The organism is Stenotrophomonas maltophilia, from assembly GCF_023518235.1.
Taxonomy (GTDB): Bacteria; Pseudomonadota; Gammaproteobacteria; order Xanthomonadales; family Xanthomonadaceae; genus Stenotrophomonas.
On the sequence record NZ_CP090423.1, the window covers coordinates 547,632 to 564,958 of the forward strand.

Annotated in this window: 15 protein-coding genes; 6 read left to right on the forward strand and 9 right to left on the reverse strand. The window is 65.2% G+C overall.

Annotated elements, in window-relative coordinates; all coding sequences use genetic code 11:
- Positions 1–3: 3 nt before the first annotated feature.
- The 3 genes from lldD (at position 4) to LZ605_RS02850 (ending at position 3,833) form a co-directional block, all read left to right on the forward strand.
- Positions 4–1,143: an FMN-dependent L-lactate dehydrogenase LldD gene (gene lldD, locus LZ605_RS02840; RefSeq protein WP_249843705.1), complete on the forward strand. Its 1,140-nt coding sequence runs from the start codon at positions 4–6 to the stop codon at positions 1,141–1,143.
- Positions 1,140–2,840, forward strand: coding sequence for a D-lactate dehydrogenase (gene dld, locus LZ605_RS02845; RefSeq protein ID WP_249843706.1), 1,701 nt, complete (start codon positions 1,140–1,142; stop codon positions 2,838–2,840). The genes lldD and dld overlap by 4 nt, the downstream gene beginning before the upstream one ends.
- Positions 2,841–2,963: 123 nt before the next feature.
- On the forward strand, positions 2,964–3,833 hold the full coding sequence (locus LZ605_RS02850; protein ID WP_249843707.1) for a hypothetical protein: 870 nt from the start codon (positions 2,964–2,966) through the stop codon (positions 3,831–3,833).
- Between the two features lie 95 nt (positions 3,834–3,928).
- On the opposite strand, the gene LZ605_RS02855 is transcribed toward LZ605_RS02850, so the two are convergent.
- The 9 genes from LZ605_RS02855 to tssJ all read right to left on the reverse strand — a co-directional run bounded on the left by LZ605_RS02855 (position 3,929) and on the right by tssJ (position 14,312).
- A complete protein-coding gene (locus tag LZ605_RS02855; protein WP_306803900.1) occupies positions 3,929–4,225 on the reverse strand; it encodes a hypothetical protein in 297 nt (98 codons plus the stop codon).
- A 91-nt stretch (positions 4,226–4,316) separates the two neighbouring features.
- Positions 4,317–4,937, reverse strand: coding sequence for a M949_RS01915 family surface polysaccharide biosynthesis protein (locus LZ605_RS02860; protein WP_249843709.1), 621 nt, complete (start codon positions 4,935–4,937; stop codon positions 4,317–4,319).
- A gap of 53 nt (positions 4,938–4,990) precedes the next feature.
- A complete protein-coding gene (locus LZ605_RS02865; protein WP_249843710.1) occupies positions 4,991–5,569 on the reverse strand; it encodes a hypothetical protein in 579 nt (192 codons plus the stop codon).
- A gap of 503 nt (positions 5,570–6,072) precedes the next feature.
- Positions 6,073–6,639: a hypothetical protein gene (locus LZ605_RS02870; protein WP_249843711.1), complete on the reverse strand. Its 567-nt coding sequence runs from the start codon at positions 6,637–6,639 to the stop codon at positions 6,073–6,075.
- 2 nt (positions 6,640–6,641) lie between these two features.
- Complete coding sequence (locus LZ605_RS02875) at positions 6,642–8,438, reverse strand: peptidoglycan-binding domain-containing protein (protein WP_249843712.1); 1,797 nt, start codon at positions 8,436–8,438, stop codon at positions 6,642–6,644.
- A 9-nt stretch (positions 8,439–8,447) separates the two neighbouring features.
- On the reverse strand, positions 8,448–11,366 hold the full coding sequence (gene tssI, locus LZ605_RS02880; protein ID WP_249843713.1) for a type VI secretion system tip protein TssI/VgrG: 2,919 nt from the start codon (positions 11,364–11,366) through the stop codon (positions 8,448–8,450).
- Positions 11,367–11,376: 10 nt separating this feature from the next.
- Positions 11,377–12,168, reverse strand: coding sequence for a type IVB secretion system protein IcmH/DotU (icmH, locus tag LZ605_RS02885; RefSeq protein WP_107230868.1), 792 nt, complete (start codon positions 12,166–12,168; stop codon positions 11,377–11,379).
- The gene (tssK, locus tag LZ605_RS02890; RefSeq protein ID WP_107230867.1) at positions 12,168–13,502 is read right to left on the reverse strand and encodes a type VI secretion system baseplate subunit TssK; all 1,335 of its coding nucleotides are present in this window, start codon (positions 13,500–13,502) and stop codon (positions 12,168–12,170) included. Before tssK ends, icmH begins: the two co-directional genes overlap by 1 nt.
- A 216-nt stretch (positions 13,503–13,718) precedes the next feature.
- Positions 13,719–14,312 carry a type VI secretion system lipoprotein TssJ gene (tssJ, locus tag LZ605_RS02895; protein ID WP_429001137.1) on the reverse strand — a complete coding sequence of 198 codons (594 nt, stop codon included), beginning with the start codon at positions 14,310–14,312 and terminating at the stop codon, positions 13,719–13,721.
- Positions 14,313–14,581: 269 nt separating this feature from the next.
- On the opposite strand from tssJ, the gene LZ605_RS23070 reads away from it, so the two are divergent.
- From LZ605_RS23070 to tssC, 3 genes are read left to right on the forward strand one after another with little or no spacing between them, the layout of a single operon-like run.
- Positions 14,582–15,205, forward strand: coding sequence for a tetratricopeptide repeat protein (locus tag LZ605_RS23070; protein WP_107230865.1), 624 nt, complete (start codon positions 14,582–14,584; stop codon positions 15,203–15,205).
- 30 nt (positions 15,206–15,235) lie between these two features.
- Positions 15,236–15,736 carry a type VI secretion system contractile sheath small subunit gene (gene tssB, locus LZ605_RS02910; protein WP_107230864.1) on the forward strand — a complete coding sequence of 167 codons (501 nt, stop codon included), beginning with the start codon at positions 15,236–15,238 and terminating at the stop codon, positions 15,734–15,736.
- Between the two features lie 3 nt (positions 15,737–15,739).
- Positions 15,740–17,230 carry a type VI secretion system contractile sheath large subunit gene (gene tssC / locus LZ605_RS02915; RefSeq protein WP_107230863.1) on the forward strand — a complete coding sequence of 497 codons (1,491 nt, stop codon included), beginning with the start codon at positions 15,740–15,742 and terminating at the stop codon, positions 17,228–17,230.
- Positions 17,231–17,327 lie beyond the last annotated feature (97 nt).

A 17,327-nucleotide genomic window follows, 5' to 3' on the forward strand; every position in this document is an offset into this window, starting at 1 on the left:
CCCATGATCATCTCCGCCTCCACCGATTACCGTGCTGCCGCGCAACGCCGGCTGCCGCCGTTCCTGTTCCACTACATCGATGGCGGCGCATATGCCGAGCACACGCTGAAGCGCAACGTTTCCGACCTGTCCGACATCGCGCTGCGCCAGCGCATCCTGCGCAACATGTCCGACCTGAGCCTGGAAACCGAACTGTTCGGCGAAACGCTGGCGATGCCGGTGGCGCTGGGGCCGGTCGGCCTGACCGGCATGTACGCCCGGCGTGGCGAGGTGCAGGCGGCGCGCGCGGCCGACAGCCGTGGCATTCCGTTCACCCTGTCCACCGTGTCGGTGTGCCCGATCGAGGAGGTGGCGCCGGCGATCCAGCGGCCGATGTGGTTCCAGCTGTACGTGCTGCGTGACCGCGGCTTCATGCGCAACGCGCTGGAGCGCGCGCAGGCCGCCGGCGTGACCACGCTGGTGTTCACCGTGGACATGCCGGTGCCGGGCGCGCGCTATCGTGACGCGCATTCCGGCATGAGTGGCCCGAACGCAGCGCTGCGCCGCATCGGCCAGGCCATCACCCATCCGTGCTGGGCCTGGGATGTCGGCCTGCTGGGTCGCCCGCACGACCTCGGCAACATCTCCACCTACCGTGGCAACCCGACCGGGCTGGCGGACTACATCGGCTGGCTGGGCAGCAACTTCGATCCGTCCATTTCGTGGAAGGACCTGGAGTGGATCCGCGAGTTCTGGAAGGGCCCGATGGTGATCAAGGGCATCCTCGACCCGGATGATGCACGTGATGCGGTCAAGTTCGGTGCCGATGGCATCGTGGTCTCCAACCATGGCGGTCGCCAGCTCGATGGCGTGCTGTCCACCGCGCGCGCACTGCCGGCGATCGCCGATGCGGTGCAGGGCGACCTGAAGATCCTGGCCGACTCCGGTATCCGCACCGGTCTGGACGTAGTGCGCATGCTGGCGTTGGGCGCCGACACCGTGCTGCTGGGCCGTGCCTTCGTCTACGCGCTCGCCGCACAGGGCGAGGCCGGCGTGGCCAATCTGCTGGACCTGATCGCCAAGGAAATGCGGGTGGCGATGACGCTGACCGGTGCCCGCCGCATCGCCGACATCGGCCGCGACTCGCTGGTCAACCTGCCGTGAGCGACCCGCAGACCGTGCTGGCGCGGTTGCGCGATGCTGTCGGCCGCCGCCATGTACTGACCGGTGACAAGGCCACCCGCCGTTTCCGCCGTGGCTACCGCTTCGGCGACGGTCCGGTACTGGCGGTGGTGCGGCCGGGCACGTTGCTGGAACTGTGGCACGTCCTGCAGGCCGCGGTGCAGGGTGGGGCGGCGATCATCCTGCAGGCGGCCAACACCGGACTGACCGGCGGCTCGACCCCGGATGGCAACGACTATGGCCGTCCGATCGTGCTGGTCAGCACGTTGCGCCTGACCGGCATCCAGCTGTTGAACGAAGGGCGCCAGGTGCTGTGCCTGCCCGGCGCGACGCTGGACCGGCTGGAGCAGACACTGGCACCGCTCGGCCGCGAGCCGCATTCGGTGATCGGTTCGTCGTGCATCGGTGCGTCGGTGCTGGGCGGTATCTGCAACAACTCCGGTGGCGCGCTGGTGCGTCGCGGCCCGGCGTACACCGAGCTGGCACTGTACGCGCAGGTCGATGCGCAGGGCACACTGCAGCTGGTCAACCACCTGGGCATCGCCCTGGGCGATACGCCCGAACAGATCCTGCAGCGGCTGCAGGCCGGCGACTACACGGCGATGGACGTGGGTGACGGCGACGGCCGGGCCGCCTCCGATCCGCGCTACGCCGAGGAAGTGCGTCGGGTCGATGCCGATACCCCGGCACGATTCAACGCCGACCCCAGCCGTCACTTCGAAGCTGCCGGTTCGGCCGGCAAACTGGCGGTGTTCGCGGTGCGCCTGGACACTTTCGAGAAGGAGGCCGCCGAAGTCTTCTACATTGGCAGCAACCGTACCGACAGCCTGACCGCGATCCGTCGCCAGCTGCTGACCGGCTTCGAGCGCCTGCCGATTGCCGGCGAATACATCCACCGCGATGCGTATGACATCGGCGAACGCTACGGCAAGGACAGCTTCCTGCTGATCAATCACCTCGGCACCGCGCGTGTGCCGGCCGCGTTCGCGCTGAAGAGCCGCGTCGATGGCTGGTTCGAACGGCTGGGCCTGCGCGGGGTGACCGACCAGGTTATGCAGGGGCTGACGGGGCTGCTGCCCTCGCACCTGCCCGTGCGCATGGGCGAGTTCCGTCAGCGCTATGAACATCACCTGCTGCTGAAGGTGTCCGCGCAGGACGCAGCGCAGACCGAGGCTTGGTTGCGCGAGTTCTTCGCAGGCCATGAAGGCGGCTATTTCCACTGCACGCCGGAGGAGGGCCGCAAGGCGTTCCTGCATCGCTTCGCCGTGGCCGGTGCCGCCGTGCGCTACCGCGAGGTGCACCGCGAGCAGGTGCAGGACATCGTGGCACTGGACATCGCGCTGCGCCGCGATGATGCCGACTGGTTCGAGCAGCTGCCGGACGACATCGACAACCGCCTGCTGCACAAGCTGTACTACGGCCATTTCCTGTGTCACGTGTTCCACCAGGACTACATCGCGCGCAAGGGTGAAGACCCGATGGCGATCGAGCACGCGATGTGGGCCTTGCTGGACCAGCGCGGCGCAGAGTATCCGGCCGAGCACAATGTCGGCCACCTGTATCCGGCCAAGCCGGCGCTGGCGGGGTTTTACAAACAGCTGGACCCGAGCAATACCTTCAACCCTGGCATCGGCCAGACATCGAAGGAGAAGGGGTGGGGTGGCTGCGACTGCGGCTAGACAACCGATCCGGGTAGCGTCGAGCTTGCTCGACGGCCTCGTTTTCTGGATTACATGCAGTCGAGCAAGCTCGACTCTACGGGGAGCGGTTACCATCGGGGTTCCACATGCAGGAGCCCTCTGATGCCCATCGCTGTCGCCCGCACGGCCTTGTGCGCGGCTCTGCTGGCTACTCCGCTGCTGGCGCTGGCCCAGGCTTCGATCCTGCCGCAGCAGCGCGATGCCGCCGGCAACGTAATGGAGCCACTGGGCCAGGTGCTCGATGCCACCGGCATGCGCAGCTGCACCAGCGACGGCGCATGGTGCGTGCGCGTGCAGCCGGTGGCCAACGATGGTGACCGGCCCACAACGCTTGAGGTGCAGGAGCGGGTGCCGGGCCAGCCGTCGCTGCACGTCCACCACGTGAGCATTGAGGTGCCAGCGGAGAGCGAGCTGTCGCTGTGGCCCTGGATCGTGCGGCTGGCGCCAGGGGTGGGCGCCGATGCGCCCGTGAAGGATCCACAGCAGCGCGCACGGCAGAACGTGCTGGTCGGTGGCATCGTCAAATTCAGCACCATGTATTCCGGCGGTGGCGCCGATGCGTCCACCCTGCAGTTGGCACGGGTGCGCCACCTTGAGGACGACATCCAAGTCGATGATGACGTGCTGACCGTACCGTGGCTGGGCAACGCGATGATCCGTGCCTGCTTCAGCGAGCAGGACATCAAGCAGCGCGCAGGGGCCTGCCACGATGAGTATGGCTTCTCGGCCAAGCTGGGGTTGGACGTGGCCGCAGAGGGCATGCCGGTGCTGCGCTATCAGACCGTCGCAACACGGTTCCCGGCTGGCGTCTCACGCTTCGAGGATTCGCTGGCGAAGGGCCCGCTGAAGAAAAAGGACCTGCGCACCGAGCAGGACCCGGCGTGCAGTTATACGCGTCTTTTCCGCTTCAGCGATGGGATGTTCCGCACCGACCAGGCGCTGCCGGATTGCGCCGGATACACCGAACCCTGAGATGTAGAGTCGAGCCTGCTCGACTGGCATTCCGTGCGGACTGACCGGAGAGCAGCCGAGCGTGTGCTCGGCTCTACAGAAGCCCACGGCGGTGATTACTCACAGCGGGTGGCGGTGATGATGTTGTCCTTGTCCACGTACACCCGCAGACGGTCCTGGCGGATGTCCTTGGTGGTGATGGTGCTGGGGCCGATCGGGTTGACCAGGCCGGCACCACTCTCACTGGAGAGACGGCGGATGTTGGGTTCGTTGGCCGGCTGGCCGATCGCCCAGCCCAGCTGGCTGGCGTCGCAGCGGCCGGTACCCTTCACTTCTGGGCCCGGCGTGCTGACGCAGGCGGCCAGCAGCAGCGGCGTGGCAAGGGCGGCAAGGGCGAGGCGGGCGATGCTGATTCGGGTCATCGGAACGGCTCCAGGGCGCATGATGGCGCCACCATAGCACTGCGCCCACGCTGACGGCATGCGTTGGATCAAGGCGCGGCGTTCACGGCGCGCCGGGCGGGCCGCGCTTGATCGCTTCCCACACCTTATCCACGTGCGCGCGCAGCACTGGCGAAGCCGAAGCCAGCGCAGAATCATCCTGGCGCTCGCCACCGAACGGCGCGTCTCCCTCCACCTCCACCAGCGATTCGCCCCGCACTTCGTAGTACTGCTCCCCCTGGCGAAGGCCGATGCGCAGCTGCTGCGGGTCAACCCCGCCGCCACAGAAGCTGTGGCTGGCCAGGGTCAGCTCGGCGCGGCCATCGTTGTCGAGATCGGTCGCCGTCACCTGGTCCAGGAAATAGCCCGCGTCCAGGTCCAGGCCTTCGCATTGAATCGGGTCGTCGACGCTCCATCGCGACGTCCAGGGCGCCGCCTGGTCCGCACGCCGGTACAGTTCCGCGCGCAGGGTGATCTGCTCCACCGGATCCTCATCACCTTCGGCGGGCATCGTGCTTTCGCTGCGGGAAAGCAGCAGCAGGCCCGCGCCGTCGATGTCCTCGAACACCACCTGCGTCAGCAGCGTGCCCGGGTAAAGACCTTTCAGATCCGCATCGGATAGTGCAGGAGAGGTCTCGAACGTCGCTTTGGGGGCCGACCCGCCACATCCGCCCATGATCAGCATGAAAGCGATCAAGAGACATTGACCGGGTCTGCGAATGCGTCTTGCGTCAGTGCTCATCCATGCCCGCCAGTGGCACTGGCCAGGCTTTTCCAGATGTCCATGACCGTCCGCTCATCGACCCACGATGTGGAAGTCGCTCCATTGCTGAGAATGAAATTGCTATAGAAGAAGTGAGCATTGGCCACGGGCATGAATGCCACATGACACGCTGAGGTGGCTCGATACAGGGCCGCGTCCCGGTCGTCACAATCCACTTCGGCAGTAAACAGCGTGCGGCCGTTGATGATGATTGGCTTCAGTTCATAGGTAGACATGCCTGAGGTTACCTGCAAGTGCCCCTGAGCATCAGGAGACGCTGTTGCTGCGATGCCGACATCAGTGATGAACTGCTCGCTGGAGGAGAAGCAGAGAAATCCGATGCTCTTGTTCTTTCGCTGGAAGTCAAGGCACTTGGTCTGCGGATAGTTGCGTGCAATCGGACCATCAGCTGTGACTGTAATTCCTTTTGGGGAGCGCACACTGAGTTCGTTGTCCTTTGGCGTTGATGAGCAAGCGGGAGCCGAAAGGCAGGAGAGAGCTACCAGTGCTGTAAGCCTGTTTGATAACTGCTTCATGGTGTGCGCATAAGACATGATGTGCCCATAAGAGCGGTTGTGGCTGATCGGAACTGATGCTGTCTGCGTCAGCCTCCAATTACCAGTTACGGTGGTCTGATGCAGCGGGAGTTCCTGTCATCACAGTCCACTTAGGCAGTAGACAGCCTGCGACCGTTGATGGTGATTGGCGTCATCTCATAGGTCGACATGCCCGAGGCGACTAGTAAGTACGCTTGAAGATCAGGAGAATTTGCTGTCGCTGTAATGCCGGAACCGGTGGTGAGCTTCTTGCTGGGGGAGGGCAAGTAGATCCAACGACCTTGCGATTTCGCTGGAAGTAAAGATACGTGCCCTGCAGATGCTTGCGCGCAACTTGAGCGATCAGCTGTGACGGTAATTGCGAGGAGGGACGTGCACCGGGTTCTTTGTATTCTGGCGTGGATACTGTCCCGCTTCCCGCTTCCCGCTTCCCGCTTCCCGCTTCCCGCTTCCCGCTTCCCGCTTCCCGCTACATGCCGTGAGCACGCAGCGTACTTCGGTCAGTCGCCCTGGGCCTGGCAGGCCGCGGCGAGATTCAGGCCTGCAGGTCCACGATACTGTGCTGCCTTGCTATCGAAGGTCAGCTGGATCTTTTCGGTGCGGACCGCATCACCTCGGCCCAGCGGGCAGTTCCTCGTCGCTTCCAGAGCCGGCCACGTGGCATGCGGCATGGCCGGAGCGGTCAGTGTCGTGAACTTTCCTTCCAGAAGACGGATGTAGGTTCCGTCCTTGCATTGGGCCAGGACCAGCTTGTCGGTCACGTCGATATCGCCATAACTGCTGCCGAAGTAGGTCAGGATGGCATCCTTGCGTCCATCCTTGTTCAGATCCGGTGTGTCGCTCAGCGATGTTTTTCCCTGCTGGCCACTGTACGGGCAGCCTTCATCGTCGCCGGGCGGACAGGCGCTGACGTGCTTTCCTTCCAGAGGGAGCAGCTCGATCCGATCGTCGATGGCGACTGCGGCGCAGGCGCGGTCCAGGGTATCGCCGACAGGGGGCTTGGCTGCACAGGAGGCGGCCAGGCAAAGGCCGGCCAGCAGCGGGGCGGCTCGAAGAACGGAAGGCATCGTCATATTCCCGTGGTATCGAAGTGGAAGGAGCCGCGGCCATCACGCAATGCGCCCAGCTCGTTGTTGAGTGTGTAGTTGCGGCTGTTGCGCCCGGGATAGGTCGGCCAGTTGGCGAGACGATCCTGCGTGTCGTTGACCGTAAGCGCGTCAGTGAGAAGTTGCGCGGTGATCGCCTGCTCGTGTGCGTTGGTCCATTGCGCCGGTGCCGTCGCCCAGTTCAGCTGGGCATGGCCGTTGATGGCGCGGGTTAACGAATCCCTGACGCGGGCCCCGGTCACGTGGCCCGGACGGAAGATATGCCAGCGCAGCAGGATCGCGACCGACTTTTCCGAGGTGTAGATGTCACCCAGCGTTGCGTTGATGTGGACGGCTCCCACATTGACTGCAATTGGGGCTGAGCGGATGTCGCGGATGCGGAAGCGGACCATGTCCCACATCGCCTGCTGGAAGTTCGCGCAGGTGCGGCCGATCATGGCAAGACGATAGAACCAGTGCCAGGTCTTGAAGTAGTTGGCCTCCACGGTTGCCCGGTCGACCATGGGCAGCTGGGCCAGGCCGGTCGCCGCCTGCGCAGGCTGCGTCTGTTCGTTGTGATGGCGGATCCAGCCGACATACTTGCGACCGGTGCGGTCCCAGAGCGGCCCCGTGTTGACGCCGGCCCAGGCCGTCGCCGGATAAAGACCCAGATTGCCGAGATAGCGCTGGTAGTCGGCCTGGTTGCGATGCAGGAAGTAGGCCAGGAAGCCAGGCAGCTCGCCATTGTCATAGCCGCCGGCAGGCATCAGGCCCATGGTCCAATGGCACGGGCCGAGAGAGACCAGGGCGTCATCGTAGGCGTTGATGCTGTCGAACATGCCCATGCATTCCTGCTCGGCCGTGGCGCGCACAACACGATAGGTGGACGCTGCGGCGCCGTTGGGTGTGGCGGCCAGGATTGCCGTGGTCGTCGCTGGACCGATCAGGCGTTCGGGCGTCATTTCCGCTTCGGCCCAGGTATGGTTGGGCACCTCGCTCATCGGGCCGCCGTAGGTCATGAACCGCGCGTAGCTGCCCAGCGACTGGTACTGGTCATCGCGGCGGCCGTTCGGAAGTGTGTAATGACCGGTGAAGTCCCTGCTGAACATCCGCACGCGGGCGACCACGCGATTGGCGGCATTGCGCACGGTGCCCTGCGTGATCTCGTCGAAGTTCCAGATATTGATGCCGTTGGTGAACGGTGTGGTGCGCTGGTTGTTGCCGGTGGCAACCTGCCATGCCTCGATGACCACCGGGCAGCGATAGTTGTTGCGTAGCCAGTGTTCCATCGCGGTGCGCGTGTCGGCATTCATCACGCCGCTGATCGGGCCGGTGTAGCGCGATCCGTTGGCGACCCGATCCAATGAGGCGACGTGATAGCTTTCCGGTGGATTGGAGTTGGGGCGCAGTCCCAGCGCCATCACTTCCGGTGCGGTCAAGCCTGCCTGGGGCTGCCAACCGTGCAGCCGTCCCTGGTTCAGTTGCGCGGCATTGGCCATGCTGGCGTAGATCTGGAACTCGCGTACCGCCCACTCGGTGCCGCGACCGAACCCACCATCGGGTGTGCCGACGAACATGAAGCCCAGGGTGCGCAGGTCCTGCTGGAGCTGGCGCACGTGCTGCGGAATCGCCAGTGTCGCCCCGCCCTGGTTCTGCGGCGTCTGCGCGTTGGCGGGCGTGGGTGGCGGCGGATTGTCGACGGCCCCCCAGCGAGGCGGCCGGTTGTTTGCAGGCGTGCCGTCGTGGTCGCCTCGTTGCAGGTTGTGATTGCCGTAGATCATGCATCCGTCCTAGATGTCGTGGTCCTTGCCCAGCGAGGTGACGCCGGGAAGGCTGGGCGTGTTCAGCCCAACCAGCTCACGCGCCTGGTGGAAGCGCTGCATGGCCATGCGGCTGAGCTGGCCGAAGTCGCCATCGACCGCACCATCGTAGAATCCAAGATTCTTCAGGCGCGATTGCAGTCCGGTGTGCTCGTCGGTCTGTTTCTGTGCGGCAAGGTCGAGTGTCCATTCCCAGGGATGGTTGTCGGCGCCGAACGGAAACACCTTCAGCTTGGCCTGCTTCGCGCCTTCGGGCATCTCATGCATCAGGCTGCCATCGGAGGCGAGTTCGCCCTCGAAATGTTGTCCGCCGATGTCCAGTGTGTAGGGCTTGCCGGCCAGTCCCTGCAGGCCGAACTGTTCAACCAGGCGCAGCCCGAATTGTTGCGGCACCAGTTGCGTGCCGCGCGGAAGGTGCTCGGGAATGGCGGGGTTGGTATCGGCCCCCATGAACGGATGCTCACCCGCCTTGACCTTGAACTCGCCCGGGCAGCTGAAGGTGATGTTGTCGCCCTCCAGCGTGATCGCGCTGTTGCCGGCCTGCAGCACCACCTTGGTCTGCGCCAGCACGTCGATGCGGTCGTCGGTGGCGGTGATGGTCAGTGCCTGATCGCTCAGCAGTTCCAGTTCGCCATCGTTGGCCTGCAGGCTGACCGGACCCTGCGCGGCGATCACCCGCAGCGGGCCGCTCTGCGCAAACAGCGAGACATGCTCGCCGGAGACGGTGGCCAGGGTTTCGCCGGCGCTGACGTGCAGGTCCTGCTGCACCGTCATCTGCAGGTTCTGCCCGGCATAGGCCACCGCGCTGGCTGGGGTGGTCCAGGCGATGTGGTGCGGCGCTTCGGCCAGCAGCAGTGGTGTGCCCAGCCGTTCCACCGGCTGCTCGCCGGGGCTGCGGCCATCGCTGCCGGGCTTCATCGCGCTCTGCCCGTTCACCTCGCCCTGGAAGCGGCCCTGCGCCTGCGGGTCGATCTGTTCGCGCAGCTGCTTGGTGCGCTGGTACTCGGCCAGGCCCGGCACCTGCTGCTGGGCCAGGGTCTGCTGCATCTGTTCCAGGCTGCGCTCGGCCCCCTTGAGCTGGGCCACCACGCTGGCGTTGTCCATCACCGTGGAGGCCGCGCGTTCCTGCAGGCTGGCCGACAGCAGCAGGCCTTCGCCGGCATGCACGTTGCCCCAGCCCTGGGTGGCCAGTTCGAAGCCTTCGCCACGCAGTGCGCCGCGGGCCGTGTCCTGGTGCGCGATCAGGTAGCCCAGCTCCAGCCGGCTGTCGGCCAGCGAGCTGTGCAGGCGGGTGCGCAGCTGGCCCGGCGTATCGTCCATCACCCATTGCTGGGTGCCGTTGCCGTCATGGGCCTGGGTATGCAGGCCACTGAGCACGCCGGGGTGGCGCGCGTTCTCGTCGATGCCGCCGCCGAACGGCGGGGCCACCTCGCCGTTGTACAGCTGGCCGGTGATGCGCGGCTGGTCGATGTCGCCGTGCAGGAATTCCACCAGCACCTCGCTGCCCACCCGCGGCAGGAACGCGGTGCCCCAGTTCGGGCCGGCCACCCATTCGGCCACCGACACCCAGCTGCCGCTGGTGTGGTCGCCGGGGGCATGGCCGGGCTGCGCGCTGCCGGTGTCGGTCAGGCCGCCCGGGTTGGGTTGGCTGCCGCGCTGCCAGCCGAACTGGATGCGCACCTGATGCTCGCGGTTGGGCGTGACCGCAGTGTTGGCGATGCCGACCACGCGGGCGGTCTGCGGGCCATGCAGGGTTGGCCGGTCCTGCGGCAGGGCGCGCAGCGGCACGCCGGCGCCGGTGGCCAGGAAACTGTTGCGGTAGGCGCCGCGCTCCAGCGCCGGGCTGCCCAGCAGCTCGGCGATGCCCTGGTCGAGGTTGTTCAGCGCCACGTGCTGCACCGCCAGCAGCTGGAAGGCCTGGCCTTCGTGCTGCGGGTGCTGGGCCAGGCGGAAGGTGCTGCCGGCGGCCAACTGGCGCTCACTGCCGCTGCCGCTGTAGAGCACCTGGCCCACCCGCAGCGCGTCCAGCCGCGCCTGTGCTTCGGCATCGGCCCAGCCGGCCTGGGCGAAGCGCCCGGCGCGTGGCTGCACATAGACTTCCAGCGCCGGCAGGCTACCGGCGTCGGCGCTGGACTGCGCGGCCACCGCCGTGACCTGCTCGCTGTGCCAGCTGGCCACGGTGCTGGCGTTGGGCACCAGTTGCTGGCGCTCGGCGAAGGCGGTGATGCCATCACTGGCCTCGGCCATGTCGGCGCGATGGAAGCGCACCCGGCCAGTGTCGGGCAGTTCGGCACCCGGCTCGAACACCACCAGCGTGTGCGCGGCCTCATCGCCCTGCGCCTGCTCGATGCGCCAGGCCAGGCCGGCCTCGGCCAGCAGCCGGGTGACGAAGGCCCAGTCGGTTTCGCGGTACTGGGTGGTGATCGTACGTACCGGCAGTGCAGCCTGCACGTCGAAGCGGAACACGGCCTGCGGATAGTCGGCGAAGATCTGCTCGCAGATCGCGCGGGTGTCCAGGTCCTGGAAGATCACCGCATTGCGGCGCAGGCGGAGCAGTGCGGTCCACGGTTCGAGGATCAGCCGGTAGCGGGCCAGGCCGCCATCACTGCCCAGCTGCGCCGCTTCGGTGCACAGCCCATGCCACTGCCGCAGCGCGCCGTCGGCCTGGCGCAGCTGCAGGGTCAGTGGCTGTTCCAGCCACGGGTCCAGTGCAAGAAAAGCGTCGGTGGCCAGGCAGTCGATCTGCAGGCGGTTGTCGCCGCAGACCGCTTCGGTACCTTCGAAACGCTCGACCACCAGGCCCGCCTCGGGCCCCTTCAGCTGGATCAGGCGGTCGCGGTGCGACAGCGAGGCGAGGGAAGCGAGCAGTGCGGAGCTTGGGATGTCCATATCATCAGGCTCATGGCAAGGTGATCGTAATGTGCGCGGTGCGCTCGGGCATCTGCACCACATCGTTGTAGGCGGCCAGCTGCTGGCGCGTCTCGTGGCCCAGATAGGTGCGCATGCCGAAGAAGGCGACGATGCCGAAGCAGCCCACCACCACCGCCGGCAGCCACAGCGGCACCACGCGGCGCAGGCTGTGACGCACGTTGTCCGGCGGCAGCGCGTGCGGTGCGAAACCGTGGCGCTTGCCCTTCAGGTAGACGATTTCATCGCCCAGGCGTGCGGTCAGGTAGCCCAGCTTCTCGGTGCCTTCCAGGCGGTATTTGCCCTCGAAGCCCATCAGCAGGCAGTAGTGGTAGACCTCCAGCGAGGGCAGGCGCGCCGCACCCTGGCGGCGCAGCTCTTCCAGCCGGTCGAAGAAGTGCTCGCCGGCAAGGTGCTCACCAAACAGGCGCAGTTGCAGCGGGTTGCGCTCCCAGGTCTCATGCAGCGGGGAAGGCTGCGACAGGATCGCTTCGTCCACAGCGGCGCAGAAGGCGTATTTGGCGGCGTAGACATCCTCCGATGCCACGCCCATGCGCATCGCGTTGCGCTCCACGCCATCGAGGAACTTCTGCACGGTCTGCACGAAGCCTTCGGCATCGTGCGGCAGCTGCCCGCGCTTGAGCAGCAGCAGCAGGTAGAAGCCGTCGGACATCAGGTCCTGCAGGCTCTGTGGATTGGCCGCCTGCGGCGTGGGATTGACCATCGCGCCATTGGCGGTCAGCGACGGCATCGGGCCCGGGGTCGGGGGCAGGGGAGAGTTCATCATGAGGTCACCGCCACAAGTTCCATCTTCAGCTCGGCAATGCCGGCCGGCACGTAGATCATCACCGACTGCGCCTTGAGCATGCGCTCATACAGCGCGCCGCGCGCGTCCAACTCGAAGTAGTGGCTGCCCGGGCGCACCGGAATCGCCGCCGGTACCTGCGCGGCATGCACCAGCTTCACGCCGGGCAGCGCCGACAGCACGCACTTCTCCACGTCGTCCGGCGCGCCGACCTTGAAGCGGACCGGCACGCTCTGGATCAGCTCCTGCGCCGGCAGCGAGGCCGACACAGACAGGTAGAACGAGGCATTGCCATCGATGCGCTGCGAATCGAGGCGGCCCAGGTGATAGGACGGCTTGATCTCGTTGAGCGCGATCTTGAAGTAGCGCGTGGAGATCACCGTATCCAGCAGGGCGCGCACGATCTCCAGCAGCTTGCGGAACGAGGCCTCCGGCTGGTCGTGGCGATACACCGGCAGATCGCCCAGCTGGTACGCATTGGAGAACGTCAGCAGCGCACCGGCCATGCGCAGCAGCTCCTGGTGCAGGCGCTCGGGATGCAGCTGCGGATGATGCAGCAGGTGCGCCAGTGCACTGAACGAGCTGTTGATGGTGTGCAGCAGCCAGAACGAAGCGATATCGCCGGAGCGGAATTCGATGATGTTCTGCGATGTCTGCCGGTGCAGGCCGTACAGCGCGTCCACCTTGGCCTGCAGCGCGTCGAGCACGGCGCGCAGTTCGCGATGCAGGAACGGCGATGCCTGCAACTGCGCACACGGCGGGATGAACTCATCGTCCAGTTCGAAGCCGCCGCTGGAGGTGCGGCGCACGCGTGCCACCGGCACCGTGGCATAGGCATCGCGCGGCTGGTCGTCGGTGAGCAGCTTCACCGCCTTGCTGAGGAAGGCCAGCTCGGCTTCCACCGCGTCGGTGAACAGATCCTGCGTATCGCGGTTGGCCTGCCGATAGCGGGCCAGCACGGTGCCTTCGGCATCGGCGCAGTTGGCGCCATCGTCGCGCAGCAACGGCAGTGCCAGGTAGACCACCGTGGACTGCACGCCGGGCGGCAGATCCTGCAGCGAGACCGCATCGGGCAGGCTGTCATGGGCCGGCGCATCGTAGGTCTCGCCATCGGGGAACACAGCCGACAGGTCGAGCGGGCGCAGCGTCCCACCCGACAGCGCATGGGGATCGAAACGCACCCGGCGCGCACCCCAGCCATACGGATGCAGCGTCTGCGAAAGATCCTGCAGCCGCGCTTCGTGATAGGCGTCCTGACGCTGGAAATGCTGGGGGCGCAGGAACAATCCTTCACCCCAGAGAACCTTCGACATCCTGCTTACATAAGCCACGTTCAATCCTTGGAAATAGCTCGAAAATATCGTCCGCGAGGGCCGATCCCGCCATTCTCACCTTCCCCTGTGGCGAGAACCCCTATCCAGCAATGTGAAAGTGTGAGTTGGATCTCACATTAAGCGCGCGGGGGCAAACGTTGCATCAGGGGATACTATCGCATCGGCGAAATCGAGTGCCAGAATTCCGGCGCGGAATTACTTCGCCCCTGCGCAGCGGATCGATGCAAGACTGCCTGGATCGCCGGAAATACGTGTCAACAAGGCCTTGCTGTCGCTGGTCAGTGCACAGGCATGCACGCCGATGGTGACGCCGTCCTGCGGAAGCGTTTTGCCCTTGGTGTCGAAGGCCAGCCGCCAGCGATTCTCGGCCGGGGCGCGGAACAGGGCAACCACGCCGAGCACTGCACTTCCTTCACTCAGCTGCTCGGACAATTCCTGCCGGGCGCCGGGGGTGAGTACCACTTCGTTGACCGACAGCAGGTCCGCACCGAGCGCTGCCTGCTCGCCGGCCTGGTCCAGGAAGGCATTGAAAGGGGCTTGTTCGAAGCGTTGCAGGCTGCGCAGGTGGTAGATCTTGACCACCGCCGCCGTGGCCCGCTTGTCATTGCCGGCATTGAGGTTGCTGCCGGCATACAGGCGCAGCGGAATCGCTGGCGGTGCCTCGGGCTTCTCCTCGCGGATGCCGACCGCCTGCAATGTCTTGTCCATCGCTTTACCCAGTTTGCTGTCGCTGGCGCATCCGGCCAGTGAGCTGGAGATAACGAGGGAGAAAATCGTGACGGAGATCACGCGATGGAGTCGGAAAAGTTGCGCATTCATGTGCAGTCGGCGGGCTCGGAGTGCGGGGGTGAAAGGTGCGCGTATAAAGGTTTCTGCTCGCGAATATCACATCGGGATGTGAAGAGTGTGTCTATCAAATTCGCCATATTCTTGACGAAATTCACTATACCGACGCGTATTCGCGAATGTACACTGCCGCCGACAGGGGCAGGAATCCCGTGCGTTGTATCGGCGGAGATTCGGCTCCCTTTAGGAACTAATTTCGACGAGGGATCACTATGGAAGTGAAGGCAATGGGGAAGGCTGTGTACCGGCCGATGTTCGCGCTGATGATGCTGTCGGGCCTGGCGGCCTGCTCATCGGCACCGAAGAAGGCCGAGGTCGTGCCGTTCGAAACCACGCTGAGCAATGCGGAGGCGCAGGTCACCGCTGGCGGCGCCGATGCCGCGATCAGCGCGTTCGAGCTGGCCGCCAAGGCCGACCCGACGCGCAAGGAACCGTGGGTGCGCATCGCACAGCTGCAGTTCGACCAGGGCCAGTACGCCCGTGCGATCGTTGCCGCCGAAGAGGTGCTCCAGCGCGATCCCAACGACCTGGTTGCCGATGGTGTGATCACCGTTGCCGGTTTCCGCGTCGCCAACCAGTCGCTCACCCGCCTGCAGGGCCGTGGCGCGCTGGCGTCGGATACCGCCCGCAAGGAAGCGCAGACCCTGGCCACCACCCTGCGCAACACCATGGGTGACGCCATTCTCGACCCGACGCCCAAGCCGAAGCCGCGCGCCCGTACCCGCGCCGGTCGTGCCGTCGCTCCGGCCGCCGCCGCCCAGCCCGCCGCGACGCAGCCGGCCAAGCCTGCCGCCCGCTCCAACACCTCCGATCCGTTCCAGAACATCGGCAACTGATCCGGAACCGGCCCCAGTCAGGAGACACTCATGGCCAAGAAGGAAAGCATCCAGAAGCGGCTGCAGAAGATCCGCCCGCCGCGCGTCCAGCTCACCTACGACGTGGAGAAGGGCGACGCGATCGAACAGAAGGAATTGCCGTTCGTGGTCGGCGTGATGGGCGATTTCAGTGGCAACCCGGAGCAGCCGCTGCCGAAGGTCAAGGATCGCAAGTTCGTCAACGTCGATCTGGACAACTTCGATGAAGTGATGGAGGGCGTGGCGCCGCGCGCGGTGTATCGCGTGCCGAACAAGATCAGTGACGACGGCGGCGAGTTCGGCGTCGAGCTGAAGTTCAACTCCATCGAGGACTTCCGCCCGGAGGCGGTGGTGCAGCAGATCGAACCGCTGCGTCGCCTGCTCGAGTCGCGTACCAAGCTGGCCGACCTGCGCAACAAGCTGGCCGGCAACGAGAAGCTGGAAGACCTGCTGACCGATGTGCTCAACAACACCGAGCAGCTGAAGAAGCTCGGCGTGACCAAGGAGGACTGACCGATGTCAGCCGATGCCAGCCAACTGGCCACCCAGGCCGCCGTCGCCGAAGAGGTGGGCCTGCTCGACCAGATCGTCGAGAAGAGCAAGGTCGCCAAGTCGCAGACCGAACATGACCGCGCCAAGGACATCATCGCCGCGCTGGCGAAGGAAGTTCTGGACGGCACCGTGGTGGTCTCCGACAACCTCAATCTCACCCTGGATGCCCGCATCGCCGAGATCGACCGGATCATCTCCGAGCAGCTCAGCGCGGTCATGCACGCCGATGCCTTCCAGAAGCTGGAAGGCAGCTGGCGCGGGTTGCACTACCTGTGCCAGCAGACCTCCACCGGCCCGAACATGAAGATCAAGGTCTTCAATTCGCCGCAGAAGGACCTGGTGAAGGATTTCAAGTCGGCCATCGACTTCGACCAGAGCGCGCTGTTCAAGAAGGTCTACGAGGAAGAATTCGGTACCTTCGGTGGTGCGCCGTTCGGTGCGCTGATCGGTGACTACTTCCTCGGCCGCCAGCCGGAGGACATGTACTTCATCGAGCAGATGTCGCACGTGGCCGCCGCGGCGCACGCGCCGTTCATCTCCGCTGCCAGCGAAGGCATGTTCGGCCTGGAAACCTTCACCGACCTGGGCAAGCCGCGCGACCTGGCCAAGGTGTTCGACACCGTCGAATACGCCAAGTGGAAGTCGTTCCGCGAGAGCGAGGACAGCCGCTACGTGGGCCTGACCATGCCGCGCTTCCTCGGCCGCCTGCCGTACAACCCGAAAGACGGCACCACCGTCGAGGGCTTCAACTTCGTCGAAGAGATCGAAGCGGCCGACCACAGCAAGTTCCTGTGGTGCAACACCGCCTACGCCATGGGTGCCCGTCTGACCCAGGCCTTCGAGAGCTTCGGCTGGTGTGCTGCCATCCGTGGCGTGGAAGGCGGTGGCCTGGTCGAGGATCTGCCCACCCACACCTTCCGTACCGACGATGGTGAAGTGGCGCTGAAATGCCCGACCGAGGTGGCCATCACCGACCGTCGTGAAAAGGAACTCAGTGACCTCGGCTTCATGCCGCTGGTGCACTGCAAGAACACCGACTACGCCGCGTTCTTCGGCGCACAGTCGGCACAGAAGCCGAAGAAGTACAACACCGATTCGGCCAATGCCAACGCGATCCTGTCTGCACAGCTGCAGTACATCTTCGCGGTCTCGCGTATCGCCCATTACCTCAAGGCGATGATGCGCGAGAAGATCGGCAGCTTCGCTTCGGCGGGCAACGTCGAGGAATTCCTGAACCGTTGGATCGCCCAGTACGTGCTGCTGGACGACAACGCGTCGCAGGAAGCCAAGGCGCAGTTCCCGTTGCGCGAAGCATCTGTGCAGGTTTCGGAGGTGCCGGGCAAGCCTGGCGTCTACCGCGCGGTGGCCTTCATCAGGCCGCATTTCCAGCTCGATGAGCTGTCTGTTTCGTTGCGTCTGGTCGCCGAACTGCCGGCGTCCGCGAAAAAGTCGTAACGGTTTGCTGTAACTGAAGCGTCCAGGGGAGTCCGCTCCCCGGATTGCAGTGACGCTTATTTCAAGAGGGCGTAGCCCCCCTTAACCGCCAGGCCCG